The 24,514-nt window shown below is 72.5% G+C and carries 20 protein-coding genes, 1 tRNA gene and 4 pseudogenes; 14 read left to right on the forward strand and 11 right to left on the reverse strand.

Annotated elements, in window-relative coordinates:
- Positions 1–179 precede the first annotated feature (179 nt).
- From nagA to ACFE64_RS04835, 3 genes and pseudogenes are all read right to left on the reverse strand, one after another.
- Complete coding sequence (nagA, locus tag ACFE64_RS04825; RefSeq protein WP_375391328.1) at positions 180–1,319, reverse strand: N-acetylglucosamine-6-phosphate deacetylase; 1,140 nt, start codon at positions 1,317–1,319, stop codon at positions 180–182.
- On the reverse strand, positions 1,319–2,347 hold the full coding sequence (locus ACFE64_RS04830) for an SIS domain-containing protein (RefSeq protein ID WP_375391329.1): 1,029 nt from the start codon (positions 2,345–2,347) through the stop codon (positions 1,319–1,321). The genes nagA and ACFE64_RS04830 overlap by 1 nt, the downstream gene beginning before the upstream one ends.
- Positions 2,344–3,028 (reverse strand): annotated as a pseudogene (locus ACFE64_RS04835) (GntR family transcriptional regulator). The gene ACFE64_RS04830 and the pseudogene ACFE64_RS04835 overlap by 4 nt, the downstream one beginning before the upstream one ends.
- A gap of 29 nt (positions 3,029–3,057) precedes the next feature.
- Here ACFE64_RS04835 and ACFE64_RS04840 point away from each other — a divergent pair.
- From ACFE64_RS04840 to ACFE64_RS04900, 13 genes and pseudogenes are all read left to right on the forward strand, one after another.
- Positions 3,058–5,541, forward strand: coding sequence for a TonB-dependent receptor (locus ACFE64_RS04840; protein ID WP_375391344.1), 2,484 nt, complete (start codon positions 3,058–3,060; stop codon positions 5,539–5,541).
- Positions 5,542–5,579: 38 nt separating this feature from the next.
- Positions 5,580–7,778 (forward strand): beta-N-acetylhexosaminidase, encoded by a 2,199-nt coding sequence (locus ACFE64_RS04845; protein ID WP_375391330.1) that lies wholly within the window; start codon positions 5,580–5,582, stop codon positions 7,776–7,778.
- An 8-nt stretch (positions 7,779–7,786) separates the two neighbouring features.
- Positions 7,787–9,142 (forward strand): glucose PTS transporter subunit IIA, encoded by a 1,356-nt coding sequence (locus ACFE64_RS04850; RefSeq protein WP_375391345.1) that lies wholly within the window; start codon positions 7,787–7,789, stop codon positions 9,140–9,142.
- Positions 9,028–9,594: pseudogene (locus ACFE64_RS04855) on the forward strand (putative PEP-binding protein); the annotation flags it as partial. The gene ACFE64_RS04850 and the pseudogene ACFE64_RS04855, both read left to right, overlap by 115 nt.
- A 79-nt stretch (positions 9,595–9,673) precedes the next feature.
- Complete coding sequence (locus tag ACFE64_RS04860) at positions 9,674–10,213, forward strand: putative PEP-binding protein (RefSeq protein WP_375391346.1); 540 nt, start codon at positions 9,674–9,676, stop codon at positions 10,211–10,213.
- Positions 10,201–11,889: an N-acetylglucosamine-specific PTS transporter subunit IIBC gene (gene nagE / locus ACFE64_RS04865; RefSeq protein ID WP_375391347.1), complete on the forward strand. Its 1,689-nt coding sequence runs from the start codon at positions 10,201–10,203 to the stop codon at positions 11,887–11,889. The genes ACFE64_RS04860 and nagE overlap by 13 nt, the downstream gene beginning before the upstream one ends.
- Positions 11,890–12,022: 133 nt before the next feature.
- Positions 12,023–12,612 (forward strand): annotated as a pseudogene (locus ACFE64_RS04870) (TonB-dependent receptor plug domain-containing protein); the annotation flags it as partial.
- Positions 12,613–12,769: 157 nt separating this feature from the next.
- A complete protein-coding gene (locus ACFE64_RS04875; RefSeq protein WP_375391331.1) occupies positions 12,770–13,201 on the forward strand; it encodes a cupin domain-containing protein in 432 nt (143 codons plus the stop codon).
- A gap of 62 nt (positions 13,202–13,263) precedes the next feature.
- Positions 13,264–13,989, forward strand: a complete 726-nt coding sequence (ccmC, locus tag ACFE64_RS04880; RefSeq protein ID WP_375391332.1) for a heme ABC transporter permease CcmC — start codon at positions 13,264–13,266, stop codon at positions 13,987–13,989.
- Positions 13,990–14,086: 97 nt separating this feature from the next.
- Positions 14,087–14,533 carry a cytochrome c maturation protein CcmE gene (gene ccmE / locus ACFE64_RS04885; protein WP_375391333.1) on the forward strand — a complete coding sequence of 149 codons (447 nt, stop codon included), beginning with the start codon at positions 14,087–14,089 and terminating at the stop codon, positions 14,531–14,533.
- Positions 14,530–16,458, forward strand: coding sequence for a heme lyase CcmF/NrfE family subunit (locus ACFE64_RS04890; protein ID WP_375391334.1), 1,929 nt, complete (start codon positions 14,530–14,532; stop codon positions 16,456–16,458). Before ccmE ends, ACFE64_RS04890 begins: the two co-directional genes overlap by 4 nt.
- A complete protein-coding gene (locus ACFE64_RS04895) occupies positions 16,445–16,999 on the forward strand; it encodes a redoxin family protein (protein ID WP_375391335.1) in 555 nt (184 codons plus the stop codon). Before ACFE64_RS04890 ends, ACFE64_RS04895 begins: the two co-directional genes overlap by 14 nt.
- Entirely contained in the window at positions 16,996–17,397 is a 402-nt protein-coding gene (locus tag ACFE64_RS04900) for a cytochrome c-type biogenesis protein CcmH (RefSeq protein ID WP_375391336.1), read from the forward strand. The genes ACFE64_RS04895 and ACFE64_RS04900 overlap by 4 nt, the downstream gene beginning before the upstream one ends.
- A gap of 119 nt (positions 17,398–17,516) precedes the next feature.
- Here the strand turns inward: ACFE64_RS04900 and ACFE64_RS04905 are convergent, their stop codons facing one another.
- Positions 17,517–18,119: a L,D-transpeptidase family protein gene (locus tag ACFE64_RS04905; protein ID WP_375391337.1), complete on the reverse strand. Its 603-nt coding sequence runs from the start codon at positions 18,117–18,119 to the stop codon at positions 17,517–17,519.
- A gap of 188 nt (positions 18,120–18,307) precedes the next feature.
- Here ACFE64_RS04905 and ACFE64_RS04910 point away from each other — a divergent pair, with 188 nt between their 5' ends.
- On the forward strand, positions 18,308–18,994 hold the full coding sequence (locus ACFE64_RS04910) for a murein L,D-transpeptidase catalytic domain family protein (RefSeq protein WP_375391338.1): 687 nt from the start codon (positions 18,308–18,310) through the stop codon (positions 18,992–18,994).
- Here the strand turns inward: ACFE64_RS04910 and ACFE64_RS04915 are convergent.
- The 7 genes and pseudogenes from ACFE64_RS04915 to ACFE64_RS04945 all read right to left on the reverse strand — a co-directional run.
- Positions 18,991–20,049: a glycosyltransferase family 2 protein gene (locus ACFE64_RS04915; RefSeq protein WP_375391339.1), complete on the reverse strand. Its 1,059-nt coding sequence runs from the start codon at positions 20,047–20,049 to the stop codon at positions 18,991–18,993. The two genes, ACFE64_RS04910 and ACFE64_RS04915, sit on opposite strands and share 4 nt — an antisense overlap.
- Positions 20,046–22,520 carry a DegT/DnrJ/EryC1/StrS family aminotransferase gene (locus ACFE64_RS04920; RefSeq protein WP_375391340.1) on the reverse strand — a complete coding sequence of 825 codons (2,475 nt, stop codon included), beginning with the start codon at positions 22,518–22,520 and terminating at the stop codon, positions 20,046–20,048. The genes ACFE64_RS04915 and ACFE64_RS04920 overlap by 4 nt, the downstream gene beginning before the upstream one ends.
- Before the next feature lie 65 nt (positions 22,521–22,585).
- A tRNA-Phe gene (locus ACFE64_RS04925) sits at positions 22,586–22,661 on the reverse strand.
- Positions 22,662–22,682: 21 nt separating this feature from the next.
- Positions 22,683–22,868: a DNA gyrase inhibitor YacG gene (locus ACFE64_RS04930; RefSeq protein WP_375391341.1), complete on the reverse strand. Its 186-nt coding sequence runs from the start codon at positions 22,866–22,868 to the stop codon at positions 22,683–22,685.
- The gene (locus ACFE64_RS04935) at positions 22,869–23,798 is read right to left on the reverse strand and encodes a ribonuclease (RefSeq protein WP_375391342.1); all 930 of its coding nucleotides are present in this window, start codon (positions 23,796–23,798) and stop codon (positions 22,869–22,871) included. It abuts the gene before it with no gap.
- Positions 23,791–24,360, reverse strand: coding sequence for a Maf family protein (locus ACFE64_RS04940; protein ID WP_375391343.1), 570 nt, complete (start codon positions 24,358–24,360; stop codon positions 23,791–23,793). Before ACFE64_RS04940 ends, ACFE64_RS04935 begins: the two co-directional genes overlap by 8 nt.
- 23 nt (positions 24,361–24,383) lie before the next feature.
- A pseudogene (locus tag ACFE64_RS04945) lies at positions 24,384–24,514 on the reverse strand (translation initiation factor IF-1); the annotation flags it as partial.

Below are 24,514 nucleotides of genomic sequence, written 5' to 3' on the forward strand. Positions count from 1 at the left end.
CTTCGCGAGTCTTGCCGAAGAACAGCGACTATGGGTTCCCGCCTGCGCGGGAATGACGGCACCGGGTCAAGTTAATGTCATCCCACCGCTAGCCACGACCCCCGATGGCGGTGAGATCGCTGATCCGATCGACCGCGGGGCAAAGGTCACGCCGATGCCGCCATGGGCGGCGCCGTCGATCACACGGGTTGAAGCTGCCCGTCGATCCAGCAGGCGGAGATCCTGTCGCCGCCGTCGATCGCAATCATCGAGGCACAATAGCCCGGCGCGATGCGGCCGAGTCGCTCGTCCAGTCGGAGGAATGCGGCGGGATGCTCGCTCGCCATCGCCAGCGCGGCCGGCAGCGGCACGTCGAGCGTCGCCACCGTGCGCCGGACCGCGTCCAGCATGGTCAGGTCGGCGCCCGCGAGGACGCCGTCCTCGTCGACGAGACGGCCGCCCTCGGTCGCGATCGGGCGGCCGTTCAGCAGGAACGCGGGTCGGTCGCCCCCGGTCGGCGGCATCGCGTCGGTGACGAGCATGAACCGGTCGACCGGCTTGCACCGCAGCGCCAGCCGCAGGGTCACCGCGTCGACATGATGCCCGTCGACGATTAGCGAGCACCAGACGCCCTCGTGATAGAGCCCGGCCCCGACCGCGCAGGGATCGCGGCTGCCGAGCGGCGACATGGCGTTGAACAGGTGGGTGAAGCCGGTCAGCCCCGCCGCCACGCCGTCGCTGATCTCCGCGAACGTGCCCGCGGTGTGACCGGCCGCGACGATCACGCCCGCTCCCGCCAGCCGCCGGATCATCGCGGCGCCGGCGAGCTCGGGCGCCAGCGTCACCAGCGTGCGGCCGCGGCCGAGCGAGGTGAGAACGCCGATCCCCTCCTCATCCAGGTCGCGGATCTTGTGCGCGGCGTGGATGCCCTTGCGTGCGACATTGATGAACGGCCCCTCGATATGAATGCCGAGCACGCCGGGCACGCCGGCCTTGATCGCGGCGTTGACCGCGGCGATGCCGGCGCGGATCACGTCGAGATCGTCGCTGATGAGGGTGGGCAGGAAGCCCGTCGTCCCGAACGGCCGGTGCGCGGCGCCGATGCTGCGAATCGTCTCGACGCTGGGCGCGTCGTTGAACAACGCATCGCCGCCGCCATTGACCTGGACGTCGATGAAACCGGGCGCGAGCACCGCACCGCCGAGATCGTGGCGCGCGACGCCGCCAGGGACCGTCGCTGCCGGGAAGACGCCGGCGATGCGGTCGCCCTCGACCAGCACCGCCAGCCCGTCCGCCAGCGCTCCGTCCGTCAGCACCTGGGCATTGCACAACGCGAACATCAGACGGTCTCGGTCACCTTCCTGAGCAGCGGCGGCCGATCCGGATCGTGGCCGCGCCGCAGCGACAGGGCGTCGGCAGCGCGATAGAACGCCTGAACCGCGAGAATGGGCGCGGTCCGCGGGTCGGCCGGGGGCAGCGGCAGCGCGGTCGCGCCGCGGGCGGGCCTGCCGGCGACCAGCACCGGCGCGCCCTGCGCGACCATGTCCTCGACGAGCGCGTCCGTCGCGGGCGCGGCCTCGTCCTCCTGACGGATCACGAGGAGCGGAAAACCGGGGCCGATCAGCGCCATCGGCCCGTGGCGCACTTCGGCCGCGCTGAAGGCTTCGGCATGGAGCCCGCAGGTCTCCTTGAGCTTCAGCGCGATCTCCTGCGCTGCGCCGAAGCCGGGGCCGCGGCCGATCACGTACAGCCCGCGCGCGTCAGCCAGCGCCTCGACCAGCGGCGACCAATCGCTTGCCCAGGCCGCGCGCAACCCGTCCGGCAAGGCGTCGAGCGCCGCCGCGAGAACCGCGTCCTGCGTCCAGGCGGCGACCAGCGCGGCGGCTGCGGTCATGGTGGCGAGGAAGGATTTGGTCGCGGCCACGCTCCGCTCCGCGCCGGCGTGGAGCGGCAGCACCGCGTCCGCGAGCCTGGCGAGCGGCGAGTCCTCGACATTGACCAGCGCCAGCGTGCGCGCGCCCACCTGCGCCGCCGCGCGCAGCGTCGCGAGCAGGTCCGGGCTCGCGCCGGACTGCGACAGGCCGATCGCCAACATCGCCCGCGCGATCGGCGCCTGGTGGTAGACCGACGCAATCGAGGGCGAGGCGGAAGCGACGAGCACGCCCGCGCGGGCTTCCACCAGGTGCTTCAGATAGGTAGCGGCATGGTCCGAGCTGCCGCGCGCGCACGTCACCACGACGGGCGGCGGATCGCGCCGCAACCGCGCGCCGATCGCGGCCACCGCGTCGCGGTTGGCGGTGAGCTGGCGCGCGATGACGTCCGCCGCTTCGGCCGCCTCGGCGAACATCAGCGTTGCCGCCCAGCTCATCGCGTCGTCAGCTCGGCGACGAAGTCATAGGCGTCGCCGCGATACCAGCTCTGCGTCGCCTCGATCGCGCAACCGTCGTCGAGGAAGCCGCGGCGCTCGATGAACAGCCCCGGCGCGCCTTCCGCCACGCCCAGCAGCTCCGCCTGTTCGCCCGTGAACAGCACGGCGCGCAGCCGCTGGAGCGCGCGAGGGCCGGTGCCCGGCTGACTCCAGCGCCTGGTATAGCGAGTCACCGACCGCTTCGACGCCCGGCAAGGCCCAGCCGGGGATGGCGCTGTGCTCGATCGCCATCGGCAGCGCGTCGGCGATGCGGATGCGGCGGAAGCGATAGACCGGCGCGCCGGGGCTGAGGCCGAGCATCAACGATTCGTCGGGCGTCACGCCTCCCTCGCCGCGCAACAGCCACTTGCTGGAGACGTCGCGCCCGCGCGCGGCCATGTCCTCGGTGAACGACGAGAGCTTGGCGAACTGCTTCTCGACGCGCCCGGCGACGAAGGTGCCCGCGCCCTGGCGACGGATCAGCAGCCCGTCGGCGACCAGCGCGTCCAGCGCCTTGCGCACGGTAATGCGCGACACGGCGAAATCGGTGGCGAGGTCGCGCTCGGCGGGCAACGGCTCGGCCGGCCGCACGACGCCCTGTTCGATCGCGTCGCGCAGCCCTCGCGCGAGCCGCTGGTGCAGAGAGCCACGCGCGGCATCTCGGCCGAGACATCGGCAAGTTTCCCGACAAGAACGTGGCCGAGGCGCTGCAGCCCGTGCCCGGCATCGTCATCAACCGGGAGTTCGGCGAGGGCGAGCGCGTCTCGTTGCGCGGCACCGCGCCGAACCTCACCAAGACCCTGGTCAACGGCCATGACATCGCCACCGCGGACTGGCTCCTGCTCGACCAGCTCTCCGGCACCCGCTCGTTCAACTACCTGACGGCGCCGGCCGAGATCGTCGGCCAGCTCGACGTCTACAAGTCGCCCGAGGCCGACGTGGAGGAGGGCGGCATCGGCGGCACGATCAACGTCCATACCCGCCACCCGCTCGATCTGCCGCGCTGGTTGATCAACGCCTCGGCCCAGGCCGCCTATTCGCAACTGTCGGACAAGGTCGACCCGCAAGCCTCGGGGCTGGTCAGCTGGAAGAACCAGGACGAGACGTTCGGCGTGCTGATCGGCGGCGTCTACCAGAAGCGCCGCATCCGCCGCGACGGCCTCGAGATCCTCGGTTACCAGCCCGCGACCTCCACCTCGGGCCAAACCGGGCAGATCGGCTCGCTGATCGGCTCGGCGCTGTTCCAGCAGGAGCGCGAGCGCTACGGCGGCAACGCCGAGTTGCAGTTCAAGCCCAGCGACAATCTCGAGATCGTCGCGACCGGCCTCTATTCGCGCTTCAACGCCAACAATTCGAACCAGAACTACCTCGCCTGGACGTCCAACGCCCTGGGTGGTGGCGGCACGCTGAGCAATGCGACGCTGGTGGACGACACCTTCGTCAAGGGCACCGTCACCTCCTCGGGCGGCGGCACGACCGGGCGCGCGGTGGTCTATGACACCTTCTATCGCGAAGCCTATGCCGAGACCTATTCCGGCGACCTGGACGTCACCTACCACACCGGCTCGGAGGGCGTGCTGCACCTCAAGGGCGGCTATACCCGCGCGGTCGGCCAGACCGGGCGGCAATTTCTGGACGAGGGCGGGGCGCCGGGCGCGTTCACGTTCGACATCACCGGTCGCGTGCCGCAGGTGAGCTTCGCCGGCGTGCGGCCGACCGTGCCCGATGACCTGGCCTATGACTTCTCCAACATCAGCACCGTCGTCGACATCGACAAGGAGAAATACGCCTATGCAAATTTCGAGCAGCCGCTGGAAGGCGCGCTGTCCGCCATCAAGATCGGCGGCAAGTACATCGATCACAATTTCTCCGGCTCCCTGCTTCAGACCACCTACGCACCGTTCTTCACCGGGCTGACCTGCGGTGGCCGCGCCTGTCTTTCCTCCGATTTCGCCAGTGGCCTGTTGCCGAGCGACTATCTCCAGTACATCGCGCTGCCGGGCACGCTGACCAGCTACTACAATGTCGACGTCACCAAGGTGCGCGACATCCTCTCGGGTCAGCCCGCCGCCAACCGCGTGGAGGTGATCAACCCGCCATCCAACTATGCGGTGCACGAGAAGTCGTATGGCGGCTACGTCATGGCCAAGGTCGGGCAGCCGGACGTGCAGGGGCTCCACGCCAATATCGGCCTGCGCGTCGTGCGCATCGAGCAGACCTCCACCGGCTTCAATCTCGGCGTCCGGGCGACCACGCCGGGCGCGCAGACCAATGCTTTCGGCACCTACGCGCCAGTGCTGGTGAAGCGGACCTACACCGACATCCTGCCGGCGCTGAACGTCTGGTTCGATCTCAGCCCGCAGGCGATCCTGCGCTTCGGCGCGGGGCGGACGATCGCGCGGCCGGAATATACCGACATCGTCCCCAGCGTGAACCTGAATCCGGGCGCGCTGACCGGCAGCGGCGGCAACCCCAATCTCAACCGCTACGAGTCGGACGACGTCAACCTCAGCCTGGAATTCTATCCCGACCGGGAGACGATCTTCGCCGGCGCGGTCTATTACAAGCAGATCGCCAGCTACATCGTGAACCGCACCGACCAGAAGACCTTCCCGATCCAGACCACCACGCCGAACCTGGCGCGCTGCACGCGGGCGGCCGGGTTCGTCGCGGGCACCAACCCGCTCTACAACTGCCTGTTCGACATCAATCGACGCTCGAACGGCTCGGGCGGCCACAATTTCGGCGTCGAGGTGCAGGCGTCGCGCAAGATCTGGGGGCCGTTCGGCGCGATCGTCAACTATACCTATTCGGACGCCAAGTCCGATGCCGGCGATCCCATCCCTGGCAATTCCAAGCACTCGCTGAACCTGACCGGGTATTTCGAAAATGATTGGCTGTCGCTGCGCGGCTCCTACAACTATCGCTCGGCCTTCTTCATCGACATCGATCGGGCGTCGCCGCTCAACCAGGGCAAGACGGAGTCGCTCGACGCGTCCGCCAGCGCGAAGCTGACCCGCTGGCTGGCGCTGACCGGCGACGCGGTGAACCTCACCGACGCCAAGATCTACCAATATTCCGGCACGACGACGCGCTTCCGCGCGCTCTACGACAATGGCCGGACTTTCTATGCGGGTGCGCGGGTGAAGTTCTGAGCCTCGCCAAGCGCGCGGCGGAGCGGCATGGGGTGGCGATGCGATCAGGTGTCGCCGCTCTGCTGCTGCTCGCCGCGCCGGCCGCGGCGGCGCCGCTGCTGCCGACGCCCGCCGCCATGCGAACGACCGGTGCCGGTTTCGCGCTCGCGGGCGCGCGACTGGCGACGAGGGACGCGGGCGCGGCCGAGGCGGGCACGCAGCTGAGCGTCCTGCTGGCGAGGGCCGGCGTGCGGCTCGGCAGTGGCCCGATGGCGATCCGCTTCGTGCGCACGCCCGGCCTGCCGGCGGAAGGCTATCGCCTGACCACGGGGCCCGCGGGCGCGACGATCACGGCGTCCACCGATGCGGGCCTGCTCTACGGCGCGGTGACGCTGTGGCAGCGCGCCGATCACGGCCGCGTGCCCGGGGTCGCGATCGAGGACTCTCCCCGCTTCGCCTGGCGCGGGCTGATGCTCGACAGCGCGCGGCACCTGCAGTCGGTTGGCTACATCCACCGCCTGCTCGACGCGATGATGGCGTCCAAGCTCAACCGGCTGCACTGGCATCTGGTCGACGACCAGGGCTGGCGGCTGCCAGTGCCGGGCTGGCCGCGGCTGACCAGCGTCTCGGCGTGGCGACGGCCGGCGACCGCGCCCGGCGCGCCGCCGCTGCCGGTGGAGGGCGGCTTCTACACCGCGGCGCAGGTTCGGGAGATCGTCGCCTACGCCGCGGCGCGCGGGATCACGATGGTGCCGGAGATCGAGATGCCGGGCCACGCGCTCGCCGCGATCCGCGCCTACCCGCGGCTCGGCATGGGGGTGACCATCCCGCCCGGGACGGAGGGCGACTGGGGCGTGTTCCCCTGGCTCTACAACACCGACGACGCGACCTTCGCCTTCCTGCAGGACGTGCTGGGCGAGGTCATGCGCCTGTTTCCCGGCCGCGACATCCATGTCGGCGGCGACGAGGCGGTTAAGGACCAATGGCGCGGCTCGCCGCGGGTCCAGGCGCAGATCAGGGCGCTCGGGCTCAAGGACGAGGACGCGCTGCAGGGCTGGTTCACCGCGCGGATCGGCCGCTACCTCGCGGCGCACGGACGGCGGCTGATCGGCTGGGACGAGGTGCTCGAAGCGCCGGGGGGAATGCCCGCGGATGCGGCGATCACCTCGTGGCGCGGCGTCGACGGGGCGCTCGAGGCCGCGAAGAGCGGTCACGACGCGATCCTCAGCCCGGCGCCGACGCTTTATCTCGACAATCGCCAGGGCGAGGGTCCGGAGGAGCCGCCCGGACGTGGCAAGCTGGTGACGCTCGCCGACCTGCTGGCCTTCGATCCGGTGCCGCCGGGCCTCTCGCCCGCCGAACGACAGCACATCCTGGGGCTGCAGGCGAACCTGTGGACCGAGCATGTCCGCACCGATGTCTGCGCCGCCTGGATGACGTGGCCGCGCGCGCTGGCGGTGGCGGAAACGGGCTGGGCGGGTGCGGCGAAACGCACCCCCGCGAGCTTCGCGGCGCCGCTGCTGGCGCAGGCGGACCGGCTGGCATCGCTCGGCATCCAGGGCGCCGACAGCGCCTGGGCCGTGACGGCGCGGCTCGACCGCGCGGGACAGGGCGTCCGGGTGACGCTGGCCGACCGCGCCGGGCTGCCGATCCGCTACACGCGCGACGGCAGCGCGCCGACCGCCGCCGGCCGCGCCTATTCGGACCCGCTCGCGCTCTCGCCCGGCGAGCGGCTGCGGGCGGCGGCGTTCCTCGGCGCGCACGCGCTGCCCGGCGGCTATGACGCGCGGCCGACCGTCACCGCCGCGCTGACCCGCACCAGCCGCGAGCTGAGCTTGTGCAGCGACGCGGTGGCGCTGGACCTCGAAGACGATTTCCCGGCCACCGGCCCGCGCGCGCATTTCCTGCTCGACGTCTTCAATCCGTGCTGGCGCTGGAACGGCGCGCCGCTGGCCGGCGTCCGCGCGGTGGCGCTCAGCGTCGGGCAGGTGCCGTTCAACTTCCAGGTCGGGGCCGATCGCGACCGGATCCGGTTCCGCCCGCCCGCCACGTCCGCGGGCGAGATGGAGGTGCGCGACGGCTGCGGCGGACCGCTGCTCGCGACGCTGCCGCTGGGCCCGGCGACGGCCAACCCCGGCGTCACACGGCTGCAGGCGCCGCTCGCCTCGCCCAGGCCGACCGCGGACCTCTGCATCACCTACACCGCGCACGGGGTCGATCCGCTCTGGGCGGTCGAGCGCATCGAGCTGCTACCGTGAACGAGGTCGTGCTCCACGCGCCGTTCGCGGGCTGGCTGTCGACGCTGGACGAGGTGGCGGACCCCGTGTTCGCCGACGGGATGATGGGCGAGGGGCTGGCAATCGATCCGCTCGACGGCCTGCTCCGCGCGCCCGCCGACGTCGAGGTGGTGAGCGTCCCCGCCAGCGCGCATGCGGTGACGCTGCGGCTGGCGAACGGCGCGGAGCTGCTGATCCATGTCGGGCTGGATACGGTCGCGCTCGCCGGCAAGGGCTTTGTAGCACAGGTGCGGGCGGGGGATCGCGTGGCGTGCGGCGATCCGCTGCTCGCGGTCGACCTCGACGCGGTCGGCCGCGCCGCGCGCGATCTGGTGACGCCGCTGGTCACCCCGGGCGAGGGTGTGCGCGTCACGATCGACCGGCCCGGGCGGCTCGTCGCCGCCGGCGATCCGGTGGCACGGGTGAAGCCCGCGATCGTCGAACGCACGGCGGCGGCCGGCGAGGCGGTGGAGCGGTCGATCGCGGTCATCGCCCCGCATGGGCTCCACGCCCGCCCCTCCGCGCGCGTGGCCGCGCTGCTCAAGCCGTACGCGGCCACCGTCGAGCTCGCGCTGCGCGACCGACGGGCGAATGCCCGCAGCACCACGGCGCTGCTCGCGTTGGGCGCGGGCAAGAACGACCTGCTGACGGCCCGCGCGCAGGGGCCGGACGCGGCGGCAGCGCTGGACGCGCTCGCGGCGTTCGCGGCCGAGCGCTTCGGCGACCCGGCGAACCTCGCGCCGGCTGGGCCCATGCCGCGCTCGGCCGGCGTGACCGCCGCGCCGGGTCTGGCGATCGGCCGCATCCATCAGTTCCGCCCCGCACCGGTGGAAGCGCCCGAACAGGGTCAGGGCGTCGCGCATGAGACGGCGGCGCTCGCCGCCGCCCTGGCCGCGGTCGCGGCGGCGCAGGGCGGGCACGGCGCGGCGGGCGAGATCGCCGAGGCCCATCGCGCGCTGCTCGCCGACCCCGAGCTGCTGGCGGCGGCGCACGCGCGGATCGCGGCGGGCAGGAGCGCCGGCTGGGGGGGCGCGCGGCGCTGGACGATGCGGCTGCGGCGCTTCGGGCAACCGGCGACGATCGCCTGCGCGAGCGCGTCGCCGACCTCCAGGATGTGGCGCGGCAGGTGCTGCTGGCGCTCGGCGGCGCGGCGGCGACGCTCCCGCCGCTGCCGCCCGATGCCATCCTGGTCGCGGCGGACCTGCTGCCCTCGCAGTTCCTGGCGCTCGATCGGACGCGGCTGGCCGGGATCTGCACCGCCGCGGGCGGGCCGACCGCGCATGTCGTGCTGCTCGCCGCCGCGGCGGGCGTACCGATGGTGGTCGCGGCCGGCCCGGCGGTGCTGACGCTCGCCGACGGTGGCGAGGCAATCCTGGACGCCGACGCGGGCGCGCTGGTCGCACACCCCGATCCCGGGCAGCTCGCGCAGGCCGCGGCGCGGCTCGCGGCCGCGGGCGAGGCGAAACGCGCCGCCGTGCGCAATGCGCAAGCCCCGGCCGTGACCGCAGACGGGCATCGCATCGAGGTCTTCGCCAATCTCGGCTCGCTCGCCGACGCCGCCGCCGCCGTGAGCGCGGGCGCCGAGGGCTGCGGGCTGCTGCGCACCGAGTTCCTGTTCTTCGACCGCGCCGACGCGCCGGGCGAGGACGAGCAGCGCGCGCTCTACGCCCGCATCGCCGCGACGCTTGGCGATCGGCCGCTGATCGTGCGCACGCTCGACATCGGCGGCGACAAGCCGGTGCCCTATCTCCCGTTCCCGCCCGAGGAGAACCCGGCGCTGGGCGCGCGCGGGCTGCGGCTGTCGCTGGCGCGGCCCGATCTGTTCGCCGTCCAGCTACGCGCCATCCTCGCGGCCGTGCCGGGCGCCGTGCCGCATCCTGCTGCCGATGGTGAGCGAGGTGGGCGAGCTCCGCCGCGCCCGCGCGGCGCTGGACGAAGCGATGGCGGCGATCGGCCGAACCGAGCCGGCGCAGCTCAGCGTGATGATCGAGACGCCGGCGGCGGCGCTGCTCGCCGATCAGCTCGCGGCGGAGGCCGATTTCCTGTCGGTCGGCACCAACGACCTCACCCAATATACGCTGGCGGCCGATCGCGGCAACGCCGCGGTCGCGGCGCTGGTCGACGCGCTGCATCCGGCGGTGCTGCGGCTGATCGCGCGCGCGGCGGAGGCTGCGGCCGCGCACGATCGGCCGCTCGGCGTTTGCGGCGGCCTCGCGTCGGAGCCGCGCGCAGCGCCGCTGCTGGTCGGGCTCGGGGTCACCGAGCTGTCCGCCACGCCGGCGGCCGTGCCCGCAGTGAAGGCGGCGGTGCGCGCGACGACGCTTGTCCCCGCGCGCGCGCTCGCGACCCGGGCACAGTCGGCGCGCTCGGCGGGCGAGGTGCGGGGGCTGCTGGGGGAAGAGCCATGCGCGCGCTGATCGACCGTCTCCAGCCGCTCGGCCGCGCGCTGATGCTGCCGATCGCGGTGCTGCCGGTGGCGGCGCTGCTGCTTCGGCTGGGCCAGCCGGACCTGCTGTCGATCCCGTTCGTCGCGGCGGCGGGGCAGGCGATCTTCGATAATCTCGGGCTGTTGTTCGCCGCCGGCGTCGCGGTGGGGCTGGCGCGCGAGAACCATGGCGCGGCGGCGCTGGCGGGGCTGGTCTGCTACCTGGTCACGACCGAGGGGGCGAAGCCGCTGCTGCACGCGCCGGCCGACCTGCCGGCCGCGGCGGCCGACCTGCAGCTTGCGGCGTGGCGGGCCAAGGAGATCGCCAAGGCCAGCGTGCCCGCCGGCATCGTCTCGGGCCTGGTCGCGGGCGCGCTCTACAACCGCTATGCCGATATCCGCCTGCCCGCCTATCTCGGCTTCTTCGGGGGCCGGCGCTTCGTGCCGATCGCGGCAGGGCTGGCGGGGATCGCGCTGGCGCTGGCGTTCGGGGGCGGCTTTCCGCTGTTCGAGGCGGGTGTGGACGCGCTCAGCCGTTGGGTGGTGGCGGCGGGGCCGCTGGGGCTGTTCGCCTATGGCGTGCTCAACCGGCTGCTGCTCGTGACCGGGCTGCACCACATCCTCAACAACATGGCCTGGTTCCCGGTCGGCGACTTCCATGGCGCGACCGGCGACCTGAAGCGCTTCTTCGCGGGCGATCCGGGCGCGGGCGGGTTCATGGCGGGCTTCTTCCCCGTGATGATGTTCGGGCTGCCCGCCGCTTGCCTCGCCATGTACCGCGCTGCCCCGCCCGCGCGGCGCGCGGGGGTCGCGGGCCTGTATCTCAGCCTCGGGCTGACCTCGCTGCTCACCGGCGTGAACGAGCCGATCGAGTTCACCTTCCTGTTCCTCGCGCCCGCGCTGTTCGTGGCGCACGCGGTGCTGACCGGGCTAGCAATGGTGGTGATGGACCTGCTCGGCGTGAAGCTCGGCTTCGGCTTTTCGGCGGGACTGCTCGACTATTTGCTCGATTACGGGCTGGCGACGCGGCCGCTGCTGCTGCTGCCGGTCGGCGCGGTCTATGCCGGGCTGTATTATGGGCTGTTCAGCTGGGGCATCCGTCGCTTCGACCTGAAGACGCCGGGCCGCGAGGCGGTGGCGGGCGCGGTGGAGGCGGTCTTGCCCGGCGACCGCGCCGTCGCGTTCGTCGCGGCATTGGGCGGTGCCGACAATCTCACCTCGGTGCACGCCTGCACGACGCGGCTGCGCCTGCTGGTCGGCGACTCCGCGCGGCTGGATCGGGACGGGCTGGCGCGGCTCGGCGCGCGCGGCGTGCTCGATCTCGGTGGCGGGTCCGTGCAGGTCGTGGTCGGGCCGGAAGCCGACCAGCTGGCGACTTCCATCCGCCGCGCCGCAGGATCGACGGCCGGTCTGTCCGGCGCACGTGCGGGCTCGGTCCGCCGGGAAGACCCGGCCGAAACCGTCCCGCTCAGCGCCTTGCGGCAGGCCTTGCGCGATGCTGGTCCCACCGACCGGTTCGTCCGCGGCAAACGACTGATCCTGGAGGGTTGCGACGTGTCGGCAGGAACATGCTTCACCGATCTGGCCGGAGTGCGCGCCGCGGCCTGGGTCGGATCAAGCCTTCACCTGCTGATCGAGGCTGACGTCGATCCGGATCTGCTTGGGTAGAGCGCCGGCCTTTGATCCGCCGCATCGGTCGCGCGACGGGCAGGAGCGACATAAACGTCGTGACCGTCCGGCGGAGGCTCGCTGCGGTCCCGCCGCACGGCGTGTCGGGGGTGCTCGTGGTGGGGGGAACGGCATGCGTGGGTTCAAGAGGGCGGCCTCGTGGCTGATCGGCGTCGCGACGATAGCGACGGCAGCGCCGGCATGGTCGCAAGCGCAATCCGCCGATCCGACGACGAACCCTGCGGACGCCACCGACGACAATACGGCCGTCGTCACCGCCCAGCGCCGATCGGAGAACGCGAGACGCATCTTCCCGCGCTTCTACATCCGCGGACTCGGCAACATCCACTTCTATCTCGGCGCGTCCCAGCCCGTCGAGGTGATCCAGGACGACGTGGTCGAGGAGCATGTGGTGCTCAAGTCCAACCCGGCCTGCGATATCGCGCAGATCGAGGTGCCCAAGGGGCCGCAGGTCTCGCTGTTCGGGCGCAACACGACCGCCGGCATCGTCAAGTTCGACAGCGCCCAGCCGACCGGGACGTGGCAGGGCCAGGGCTCGGTCAGCTATGGCCGCTTCAACAGCGTCAAGGCGGACGCGGCGTCGGCGGTCCGCTGAACCGGGACGGCACGCTCAGCTTTCGCCTTGCCGGCCTCTACCAGCACCGCGACAACTGGATCAGCAACATCTACGCCGGGCCTTCGGACGACGGCACCGTGCCCGGTCACATCGACACGTCGAACTACCGCGCCGGCATCTACAACGATCCGCGCGTATTCGGCGTGATGCTCAGCGGCTCGTTCCGCTGACAAGCTCCCTCCGGACGCATCCAACGCGCCGCCGCGTCGTTATCGGGGGCGAACCGATGACGGAGACGTATTCGTGGCGATTTTCAACAAGGACATGGTCGAGCTGGCGACCAGGAACACGCATTTCCAGCAGGAGGTCTATCTGGACAAGAACGTCCAGATCGTCCTGATGCACCTCCAGCCCGGCGAGGACATCGGCGCGGAGACGCACCGGGCGGATCAGACCACCTTCTTCGTCGCCGGCGAAGGGCGGGCCGAGCTCGACGGACATGGCACCAAGGTGGGCGTCAATCACATGCTCGTGATCCCCCAGGGCACGCTCCATAACATCACCAACACCGGCTCGGCGCCGCTCAAGCTGTTCTCGGTCTACGCGCCGCCCGCCGAGCCGGCCGGCGTCAGCTTCAAGACCAAGGCGGAGGCCGAGGCCGCGGAGCATGACCATGGCGTGATCGGCAAGGCGGTGGATGCGGCCAAGGACGCGCTGCACAAGGTGACCGGCTGAGCCTCGCGCGGCCGGTAAAGGGGTGACGGAGCGGGCGTTTGCGCCTATCTGCCGGGCCGATCGTGCCCGCCCTCCACGCCCTCGCCAATCCTGCACGCTTCCTGAGGCTCGCCCGGCCGCTGACCCCGATCCTGGGCTGGACGGGCGCGGCGCTGCTCGCGATTGGCTGCTGGGCCGGGCTGGCGCTGACCCCGCCCGACTATCTGCAGGGCGAGACGGTGCGCATCCTCTACATCCATGTGCCGGCCGCGTGGCTCGGCATGGCGGGATGGAGCGGGATCGCGGCGGCGAGCCTCGCGCAGCTGGTCTGGCGCCATCCGCTCGCCGCGATCGCCGCGCGCGCGATCGCCGCGCCGGGCGCGCTGTTCGCAGGGGTCTGTCTGGTCACCGGTTCGATCTGGGGGCGGCCGACCTGGGGAACGTGGTGGCAGTGGGACGGGCGGCTGACGTCCATGCTGCTGCTGTTCTTCGTCTATCTGGGCTGGATCGCGCTCGCCCGCGCCGACGCCGAGCGCGGCGGCGACGGTCGGGTGCCGGCAGTGTTCGGCGTGGCGGGCACGGTGCTGCTGCCGATCATCCGCTATTCGGTGGTGTGGTGGAACACGCTGCACCAGGGACCCTCCATCGGGCTGACGAGCTCGACCATCGATCGCGCCATCCTGTGGCCGCTGCCCCTGACGCTGCTCGGCTTCACGCTGCTGTTCGCCAGCATCGTGCTGATGCGGATGCGCGCCATGCTGGCCCGCGCCCGGACCGAGGCGCGGTTGCGACGGATGACGCGCGCATGAACCCCTGGCCGTTCGTGATCGCTGCCTACCTGCTGACGTTCGTCGCGGCGGGGGGCCTGGCGCTGGTCAGCTGGCTGGCGATGCGGCGCGCCGAGAAATGACGGCCAAGAACCAGCGCCTGACGCTGGCGCTGCTCGCGGTCGCCGCGGTGATCGCGGCGGCGCTGCTGGCCCTGTCGGCGCTGAAGGATCAGGCGGCGTTCTTCTACTCGCCCTCGGACGCGCGGCGCGACGGGCTGCCGGTCGGGCGTGCGGTGCGGCTGGGCGGGATGGTCGCGGCGGGATCGGTGCGGCACGCGCCGGATGGCGTGACGGTTCGCTTCGTCGTCACCGATGGGCAGGCCTCCACGCCCGTGACCTTCGCCGGCATCGTGCCCGACCTGTTCCGGGAGCGGTCGGGCGTCATCGCGGAAGGCGCGTTCCGTCCCGACGGGGCGTTCGTCGCGACCGACCTGCTCGCCAAGCATGACGAGAAATACATGCCGCCGCCGCTTGTCCAGACCGCCGCGGGCGCGATGCACGAGACCAAGACGCTGCGCCGATGACGGCCGAGGCGGGATTGGCGGCGCTGTGGCTGGCCGCGGCGTTGGCCGCATTGCAGGTGATGCTGGCGGTGGTCACGATGCGCCGGCCGGACGGGGCGCGGGCGGCGTTGCTCGCCTCTGCCGTCCGCCCGGTCGCGGTGGTGCAGGGCCTATTGGCGGTGGCGGCGATGCTGTCGCTGATCGCGTGCTTCGCGAGCTCCGACATGAGCGTCGCGCTGGTGGCGGAGAACAGCCATTCGGCCAAGCCGATGCTCTACAAGGTCGCCGGCGCGTGGGGGAATCACGAGGGCTCGATGCTGCTCTGGGTCACCATCCTGGGGCTGGCGGGCGGCGCGGTGGCGTTGCTGGAGCGGAGCCTTCCCGAGCGGACGCTGGTCGCGACGCTGGGCGCGCAGGCGGGGATCGCGCTCGGCTTCTACGCCTTCCTGCTGTTCGCCTCCAATCCGTTCGCGCGGCTCAGCCCCGCGCCGGTCGACGGCCAGGGCCTGAACCCGCTGCTGCAGGACCCCGGCTTGGCGTTCCATCCGCCGACGCTGTACATCGGCTATGTCGGCATCTCGGTCGCCTTCTCGTTCGCGGTCGGCGCGCTGGTGACGCGCGATGTCGGCCCGGCGTTCGCGCGGGCGATGCGGCCCTGGGTGCTGGGCGCGTGGATCTTCCTGACGCTGGGGATCACCGCGGGCTCCTATTGGGCCTATTACGAGCTCGGCTGGGGCGGCTGGTGGTTTTGGGACCCGGTGGAGAACGCCTCGCTGATGCCGTGGCTGGCGGCGACCGCGCTGCTTCACTCGGTGACGGTGCTGGCGACCCGCGACGGGCTGCGGGCGTGGACGGTGATGCTGGCGGTGGTCGCCTTCTCGATGAGCATGATCGGCACCTTCCTGGTCCGCTCGGGCATCCTGACCAGCGTCCACGCCTTCGCCGTCGATCCGCGGCGCGGCGCGTTCATCCTGGCGCTGCTGGCGCTCTATATCGGCGGCGCGCTGGCGCTGTTCGCGGCGCGGATCGGCACGGTGCGGCAGGGCAACACCTTCGAGGCCGTGAGTCGTGAGGGCGCGCTGGTGGTCAACAACCTGCTGCTGTCGGTGATCCTCGGCGTGGTGCTGATCGGGACGCTGTATCCGCTGGTCGCGGCCGGCTTCGGTGTGCAGCTGTCGGTCGGCGCGCCGTTCTTCGATCACGCGGCGGGGCCGATCGCGCTCCTGCTCGTGATGGCAATGGCGGTGGGGCCGCTGCTGCGCTGGCGGCGCGACGAACCCCGCGCGGTGCTGGCGCGCGTGACCTGGCCGCTGGCGGCGGCGCTGGCGACGGCCGCGGCGCTGATCGCGGCGGCGCATATGGGCCTGCTGCCGCTGGTCGGGCTCAGCCTCGCCGCCGGGTTGGCCGTGGCGAGCCTGGCGCCGCTGTGGGGCCGTGACCTGCGCCGGACACCGCTCTTCACCTGGGGCATGGCGGTGGCGCATCTCGGCATCGCGGTGAGCCTGGCGGGGATGGCGTGCGACAGCGCCTTCACCACCGAGCGGCTGGTCGCGGCGCGAGTGGGGCAGGCAATCGCGGTCGGTCCCTACACGGTCGTGCTGCGCGGCATCTCGCCGGTGATCGGGGAGAACTGGTCGGCGCTGCAGGCGCGCCTGGATGCGGCGCGCGGCGACGATACGCTCGCGCTCTATCCGCAGCAGCGCTTCTTCGCCGATCCGCCGACGACCACCAGCGAGAGCGCGATCCACACCGCGCTCGACGGCCAGCTCTACACCGTGCTGGGCCAGGCGGGCGCGGACGGGCGCTGGCAGTTGCGGCTGTGGTGGAAACCGTTCGTGACGCTGATCTGGGCGGGCGGCGCGCTGGTGGCGATCGGCGGCGCGCTGTCGCTCGCCGGCCGCTGGCGGCGCGAGCAGCGGGCGCGGTGGCGCGATGCATGGGCGTGAGGGGAGGGGCGTGAGACCGACGCTGCTGCGCTGGGTCCCGCTCGCCGTTTTCCTGGCGGTGCTGGGGGTCGTCACGGCCGGACTGTGGCGGCCGGCGGACCGGACGGTGCGCTCGGCGCTGATCGGGCGCACGCTGCCCGCCTTTCGGCTGCCCGGGCTGCTGCCCCGTCGCGCGGGGCTGACCGACGCCGACTATCGCGGCGGGCCGACGCGGCTGGTCAACGTCTTCGCCAGCTGGTGCGTGCCCTGCGCCGCCGAGTCGCCGCAGTTGATGCGATTGAAGGCCATGGGTGTGCCGATCGACGGCGTCGCGATCCGCGACACCGCGCCGGCGATCGCCGATTTCCTGCGGCGCTACGGTGATCCCTATGACCGGCTGGGGGACGATCAGCAGAGCCGCTTCCAGCTGGCGCTGGGCTCGTCGGGCGTCCCGGAGACGTTCGTGGTCGCAGGCGACGGCACGATCCTGGACCAGCATGTCGGCGACATCCGTGCCGACGAGGTCGAGCAACTCGCGCGCCTGGCCGGAGTGCGGCCGTGAGGCGCATCGTGGTGGCGCTGGCACTGATCGCCGCGCCGGTCGCGGCAGACACGAACCTACCGCCACCACCGCTCGCCGATACGCAGCTGCGCGATCCGGCGGCCGAGGCCCAGGCCAGGGCACTGATGGAGACGCTGCGCTGCCTGGTCTGCCAGGGCCAGTCGATCGCAGATTCGGACGCGGACATGGCGGCGTCGATGCGCGCGCTCGTGCGCGAGCGGATCGCGCGGGGCGAGCGGCCCGAGGCCATCCGGCGCTGGCTGGTGGCGCGCTACGGCGATTACGTGACCTATGATCCGCCGCTGGGCGGGGCCACCGCCGCCTTGTGGGCGGCGCCGTTGGTGCTGCTGGTGCTGGGCGGCTGGCTGGCGCGAGGCAGCCTGCGACGGGGGCGGTGACGTGTCTTCGTCATCTCCGCGAAAGCGGGTCCGTTCACCCGATGGCGTATAGCGTGGGACGATAACGGATCCCGCCTGCGCGGGGTCGACGGCAAAGCGCGTCGGACCGGTGAGGCAGCTTACTTCGCTGCCGTCTCCTGCGCCGCGCGGTTCGCCGCCGCCGTCTCGTCCGCGCTGTCGTCGACGGTCGGTGGGGTCGGCGCGACCAGGCCGTCGGCGCCGATCACCGTCACCTCGGTGCCGACGGTGGTGATGGCGTAGAGCTTCTTCGCGAATGCCGTGGGCACGCGGATGCAGCCGTGCGAGGCGGGAAAGCCGGGGTTGCGCCCGGCATGGATCGCCACGCCGTCCCAGGTCAGCCGCTCCATGAACGGCATCGACGCATCGTCGTAGAGGTTGGAGCGGTGATCCACCTCCTTCTGGAGGATGGTGAAGCTGCCCGACGGCGTTTCATTGCCATCCTTGCCCGTCGACACCGCCGTCGCCGCGACCAGCGTCTCGCCGCGATAGACGTAGAGCCGCTGCTCGCCGATGTTAACGACGATGCGCACCGGCGCACCATCATCCTCGTCGCCCCACACGAATTGATTGGGGCCCAGCGTCGCCGCTGCCGTCTCGACCGCGGCCGTGCTTGCCGCGCTGCTGGCCGACGCGGGGCTCGCACCCACGACGAAACACGCTGCTCCGGCGATGGCCAGGAGCGCCCTTGCGCCGTAACGCATGTCCATTCCTCCGTGCCCCCCGAACGCGCGGACATGCGAATCGTGCCATGACCCCAGCGTTCGCAGGCGCGGTCTGCTGCGCCGAACGGCGGCAGGCGTGCGCCGGGCTGCGCTGCGGCTTCACCAATCCGTCGTCCGTTTCTGCTACAGCAACGACTGGCGAACGGGGTTTTTCGTTGATGGTGCAAATGCTTGAGACGACCACGGGCCGTCGGACGGTGGTCAGGACCGGGCTGATCCTGGCGGGCGCCATGGTCGTACCCGGTGCGGTCGCCACCGCCCAGCGGCTGACGCAGGCGGCGCTCAAGCCGGCATCGCAGCCGCCGTTGCCGATGGTCGCCGCCCGGCCGCTCACCTCGCCGCGCGTGGTGCGGCCCGAGCTGTTCCGCCGCGCGCTGGCGGCGCTCGACGCGCATCGCGGGCGCGTCGCCGATCACGATCGCATCGCCATCGCCGATTTCGCGGCGGCATCGGCGGAGAAGCGCCTCCACCTCGTCGATCTGGCGAACGGGACCAGCCAGTCGTTCCTGGTCGCCCACGGCGCCGGCTCCGACCCCAGCCATACGGGCTGGCTGCATCGTTTCTCCAACGACGCCGGATCGAACGCCTCGTGCGAGGGCGCGTTCGTGACGCAGGACTATTATGTCGGCAAGCATGGCCGATCGCAGCGATTGGTCGGGCTCGACGCCACCAACGACAACGCGCTCGCCCGCGCCATCGTCGTCCACGCCGCCTGGTATTCCAACCCGGACATGATCCGCACGCACGGGATGCTCGGCCGGAGCCAGGGCTGCTTCGCCGTCGGCGAAAGCGATCTCGACGAAGTGTTCCGGCGGCTCGGGTCGGGCCGGATGATCTACGCGGCCAAGGTCTAGGTCCGCACGCGGCCGAGCGCGCGCCGGCCGCCGCCGACCAGCCCCGCCAGCGCCAGCGCGTCCGCGCCGGCATAGCCCAGCCCCAGATGCGGCGGGCGCACCGCCAGCACGTCGGCCAGCGTCAGCGCGCCGCTGCGCAGCCCGGCGCGACCGATCCTCGCCCAGCGCCGGGCGGTTTCCCATTTGATGAGCCGTCGCGTCGCGGCGTCCGGGCGATGGGTGGCGAGATGATCCGCCTGCAACCGCCCGATCAGCAGGCCCAGCTCGGCCAGCGCCGCGCGACCGGGGACGGCCTCGCCGCCCATGACGTGGCGCACCAGCAGCGCCGCCGCGCGCGGGGCGGCCTCGCCCAGCGCGGCGTGGCGCTCGGCCATGATCGCCTGGGCGTTGGTCGACATCAGGTGCTGGAAGCGCTTGGAGATCCCGCCGGGATGCTGACGGTAGAGCATCAGCGGCTCGTCGAGCCGCGCGATCGCGCCGAACGGACGTAGGCGCTGGTACAGGTCCAGGTCCTCGGCATAGAGCCGCTCGGGCCGGGTGAACGGCAGGAGCTGTCGCGCGACCTCGGCGCGCAGCATGACGCTGGACCAGGCGAGCGGGTTCTCGATCGCCAGCAGCCAGTCTATGAGGCCCGGCGTGGTCGCGACGGGGTAGGCCGACGGCGATACCGTCTCGCCGCGCAGCACCTCCACCTGCGTGCCGACCAGCGCGCAGTCGGAATTCCCGTCGAGATAGGCCACCTGGCGCGCCAGCCGCTCCGGCCGGCACAGATCGTCCTGATCGAGCCCGGCGATGTAACGGCCGCGCGCCTCGGCGACGCCGCGATTGCGCGCGTGGACCGGGCCGCCGTTCCGCGCGAGCGGCACAAGGCGGACGCGCGGGTCAGGCCATGCCTCGACCAGCGCGCGCGTGCCGTCGGTGGAACCGTCATCGACGACGATCACCTCGAAATCCGTGAAGGTCTGGCGACGCAGGCTGTCGAGCGTCGCGGGCAGCCAGGCCGTGCCGTCATAGGCGGCGGTGACGACGCTGACGGTGGGGGCCGCCGCGCTCACGCCGCGACCCGCTCGGCCCCGCAGAGCAACTGATCCACGATCATCATGCCGACGTCATTCTGCCACAGCCACAGCCCGTTGGCCTGACCGGCGAAGCTCGCTTCGCCGCCCAGCCTTCCCCAGGGCACGAAGCCGGCGGCGAGGCCGATGCCGTAGGCGTTCGGGACGGGCGTGTCGTCCGCGGCCACGATGCGGCAATGCCGGTCGACCAGCGGCGCGCCGTCATCCGCGGCGAGGCGCAGCCGCCGGCCGGTCGCGTCGGCGAGCGGCAGTGCGACGGGGCGATAGCCGAGCGCGGCGATCACCAGGTCCGCCTCGCGCAGGATGGCGCGCGCCGTCGCGTCGTCATCGCCGGTCAGCCGGTGCAGCGCGACGCGCGGATCAGGCGCGCGACCGTCGACGCCGAGCATCCGCAGCACCAGCTCGCGCGCCTCCAGGCGGAAGCCCGCCAGGCGATAGATGAAGCCGGAAACGGGGCAGACGTCGTCCGGGCCCCAATCGGTGAAACCCTCGGCCAGCGCCGCCTCCGCCGACGGGTAGAAGGGCCGCAGCGGGCGGCGGTGGAGCAGCGTGATCGCGCCGGCGCCGAGCGGCAGCGCGGGCTCGCCCTTCAGCAGCAGCGCGACCGTCGTGAGCGCGCTGGTCGAGCCGCCGACCACCGCGATGCGTGGGCTCCGCTTGCCCGCGAGCAGGTCCGCGACCTGCGCGGCGCCCCCGCGCGCCAACACCCCGTCGGACTGGAGCAGCCGGCCCTGTGTCAGCGCGATCAGCGGCGCGCCAGCGACCTGTTGGACGGCGAGCCGTTCGAGCGGCTGGCCGCCGCCGGTCGCGATCACCAGCGCGCGCGTCCGGCGCTCGATGATCGTACTGTCGGCGAGGCGCCTCAAGCGGAGCGTCCACAGCCCGTCATGGCCGAGGCGCGCCACCAGCGCCTCCGTGCCGGTCAGCACCTCGGCACCCCTCGCGCGGGCGAGGTTGGCCAGGCGTTCGCCCGTCTCGCGCAGGAGCACGCCGACCTGGGGGAGCGGTACGCCGAGCCTGCCCGCATGCGCCGCCACCGCGCGCGCCGCAGGATGATCGGCGAGCGCGGCCAGTTCGGCGTGCGGGTTGTCCCTGACCGCGCTCAGAAAGGTATCGGCAGTCGAATCGGAGGTGATGGCGTAGCCGCCGAGCCGGCCGCTGCCGACGCCCGCGTCGCGCTCGACCAGCAGCAGCCCGTCCGCGAGCGTCTCCAGTCGCCCGTGCTTCGCGGCGGCGGTAAGCAGCGCCGTGCCCGCCGGCCCCGCCCCGACGATCGCGACGTTGGCGATCGGCAGGGCGGGGGGACGAACGATGGCGCGGGGCCGCCGGTCCGCCGCGGCGCAGGCGCGCCGGAGCGTTTCGGCGGCACGATGCGCGTCGGCGGGGGTCATCGCGTCGGTGACGGGCAGCGACAGGATGCGCGCGGCGACCGCGTCGGCGACCGGGGTCGGCTCGATCAGCGCCTGCGCGCGGATATAGGGCTGTTCGCCCAGATGCGGGCTGAAATACTGGCCGGACCCGACGCCCTCCGCCGCCAGCGCCGCCGTGATGGCCGCACGGCGGCAGGCGAGATGCGGCGGCAGCAGCACCGGCATGAACTGGCGGGCCCGCCGCACGCCGTGCACACGCTGGAGCTCGAAGCCGTCCAGCGCCTCGCGATACGCCGCCTCGATCGCGGCGCGCGCGTTCGCGACCGCGTCCAGCTCGGCGAGCTTCGCCCGCGCGGCGACCGCCAGCACCTCCGGCAGCTTGGCGTTGAGGCCGGGCAGCGTCGCGCTGCGGCCGCCCTCGAAGCCGAAATTGGCCATCGCCCGCAGCCGGGCGATCAGCGCGGCGTCGCCGCTATGGACCAGTCCACCTTCGCCGATCGCGAAGGTCTTGGTGGCGTGCATCGATCCCACCACCGCGAACGGCGCATCGGCGCCGAAACCGTTGCCGTCCGCGTTCAGCGTCCCGAGCGAGGCAGCGGCATCGATCACCACGCCGATCCCGCGGCGCCCGGCCCAGTCGCGGTAGCGATCGAGCGCGATGGCATCGCCGAACGCCGCATAGGGCAGCAGCGCGGTCACGCGATCGCCATGGGCCTGGAGCGCGGCTGCCTCCGCGGCGGCGTCCGCCGCCCAGCCGTCCGCGTCGATGTCGACGATCAGCGGCGTCAGCCCCGCCCAGAGCGCTGCCTGCGCGGTGGCGGCGAAGGTCAGCGCCGGCATGATGCACAGCCCGCCGCGTGGCGCGGCATCCTTCAGCGCGATCATCAGCCCCAGCGTGCAGTTCGCCACCGCCAGGCTGGCGCCGACGCCACCGTACAGCTGCGTGGTCGCCTCGGCCTCGAACGCCCGCACCTCGGGGCCGTGATTGGAGAAGATGCCCGATCTCTCCACCCGGCGCAGCGCGTCGCCCAGCTCGCTCAGGCGCGGCGGGCGCGCCGCGATGAGGGGCAGGGGCGGCATGTCGGACGCATGGCCCGAACGTCCCTAATTTTAGATTACGCAGGTCCGCGCCATCAAGCGCGAAATGGTGCCCAGGGACGGGGTCGAACCGCCGACACTGCGATTTTCAGTCGCATGCTCTACCAACTGAGCTACCTGGGCACGGGAGCGCGAGCGGCGCGTCTAGTCAGCGCCCGGCGGGTTGTCCAGCCCGTCCTCGGCATCCGGCGAGACGGGCAGCCGATAGCCGTCGGACAGCCATTGCAGCAGGTCGCGGTCGCGGCAGCCGCGCGAGCAGAAGGGACCGTGCGCCGGGACCGCGGGCTTGTCGCAGATCGGGCAGGTCGGCGGCGCAGTCGTCTTCGGCATTCACGCACACTCCAGGCGGGGGGTGACGCCCGTGCGCCGCGCCAGTTCCGCCAGCCAGTCCGGCCGCGTTTCCAGCCGGGCGAGCACGGCGGCGGGCAAGCGGTGCGCGGCGGGCGCGCCGGGGGGCTCGCGCTCCAGCCGGCGCAGCGCCGCGCGCGCGCCCGCGCCGATCGGATCGGCACGCAGCAGTTCGGGCAACGACGCGCGCAGGCGGGGTCGAACGACCTGGAGGAAGCCGAAGCCGTTCATCGCGGTGCGCTCGAACGGCGGATCTAGGGCGGCGTCGAGCGCGGCGGCGACCGCCTGGCGTGCGGCCTTGCCCGCCAGCGTCGGGAAATCGATCCCGATCGAGCCGGCGATGCCATGCCGCCGCACCGCACGCCCGATCGCGACGGCCGCGCGGACGGCGAGCGGCTCCAGCGGCGCGGCGCCGTCGACGTCGAACAGCGTCATCGCAGGCGTCGGCGTCATCCGCAACGCGCCGCCCGGAAAGGCGATGTCGCCCGTGCGTGCCTCCTCCAGCAGTTCGGACCAGCCCGCCTCCTCCAGCGCGTCGGGCTCATGCGCGGCGAGCCGGCGGACGGGCGGGCCGGCGAGGCGGTCGAGCAGCGCCGGGCCGGGCCGGGGGGCTGCGTCGGTCACGATCACGCGGGCGGGCTTGACGCGTCCGGCCTCGGCGATCGCCTCGCGCGTGACCTCCACGGTGAGCCCCGCCCCCTCGGTCAGCCGCGGCGGCGTTTGCGCGAGCAGCGCCTCGATGCCGTCGGCGAGCCGGACGCGCCCGGTCGCGCGGTCGATCAGGCGGGCGGGCGCCATCGTGCCGACCGGGAGCGTCCCCTCCGGCTCGATCGCCGCCGCCACGATCGCACCATCCTCGATCAGCGCCGCGCGCGCTTCGCCGATGCCGGCCTCGTACAGCCACTCAGCCAAGCGCGAGCCCCGCGGCGCGGAGCAGCGCGCGCGTCTCGAACAGCGGCAGGCCGATCACGCCCGAGTGCGAGCCGGCGAGGAAGCGCACGAACGCTTCCGCATAGCCCTGGATCGCATAGCCGCCCGCCTTGCCCAGACCCTCGCCGGTGCCGACATACGCGTCGATCTCCGCCGGCGAGAGCGGCTTGAAGGCGACGATCGTGTCGGCGAGCCGCGTGCGGGTGCGGCCGCTCGCGTCGATCACGCACACCGCCGAGAGGACATGGTGCCGCCTGCCGGAGAGCCTGGCGAGCAGGTCGCGCTGCACGGCCTCGGTCTCGGCGGGCGGCAGGATGCGGCGGCCGAGCGCGATGCAGGTGTCGCCGGCCAGCACCGCCTCCTCGGGTGCGCGCGCGACGGCCTCCGCCTTGGCGATCGCCAGGCGCAGCGCATAGGCGCGCGGCAGCTCGGCCTTGCGCGGCGCTTCGTCGACCGCCGGCGCGGCGATCCGCATCGGGACGACGCCGAGACGCTCCAGCAGCTGCAGGCGACGCGGGGAGGAGGAGGCGAGGACCAGCTGCACGGGCGCTCCGGCCCGCGCGGCGATCAGGACGGGCCGGGGCCGCCGCGGCCCGGCATGAAGCGGTAGCTGATGCGGCCCTTGGTCAGGTCATAGGGGGTAAGCTCGACCAGCACCTCGTCGCCGGTCAGCACGCGGATGCGGTTCTTGCGCATCT

It is taken from the genome of uncultured Sphingomonas sp. (assembly GCF_964250165.1).
Taxonomy (GTDB): domain Bacteria; phylum Pseudomonadota; class Alphaproteobacteria; order Sphingomonadales; family Sphingomonadaceae; genus Sphingomonas.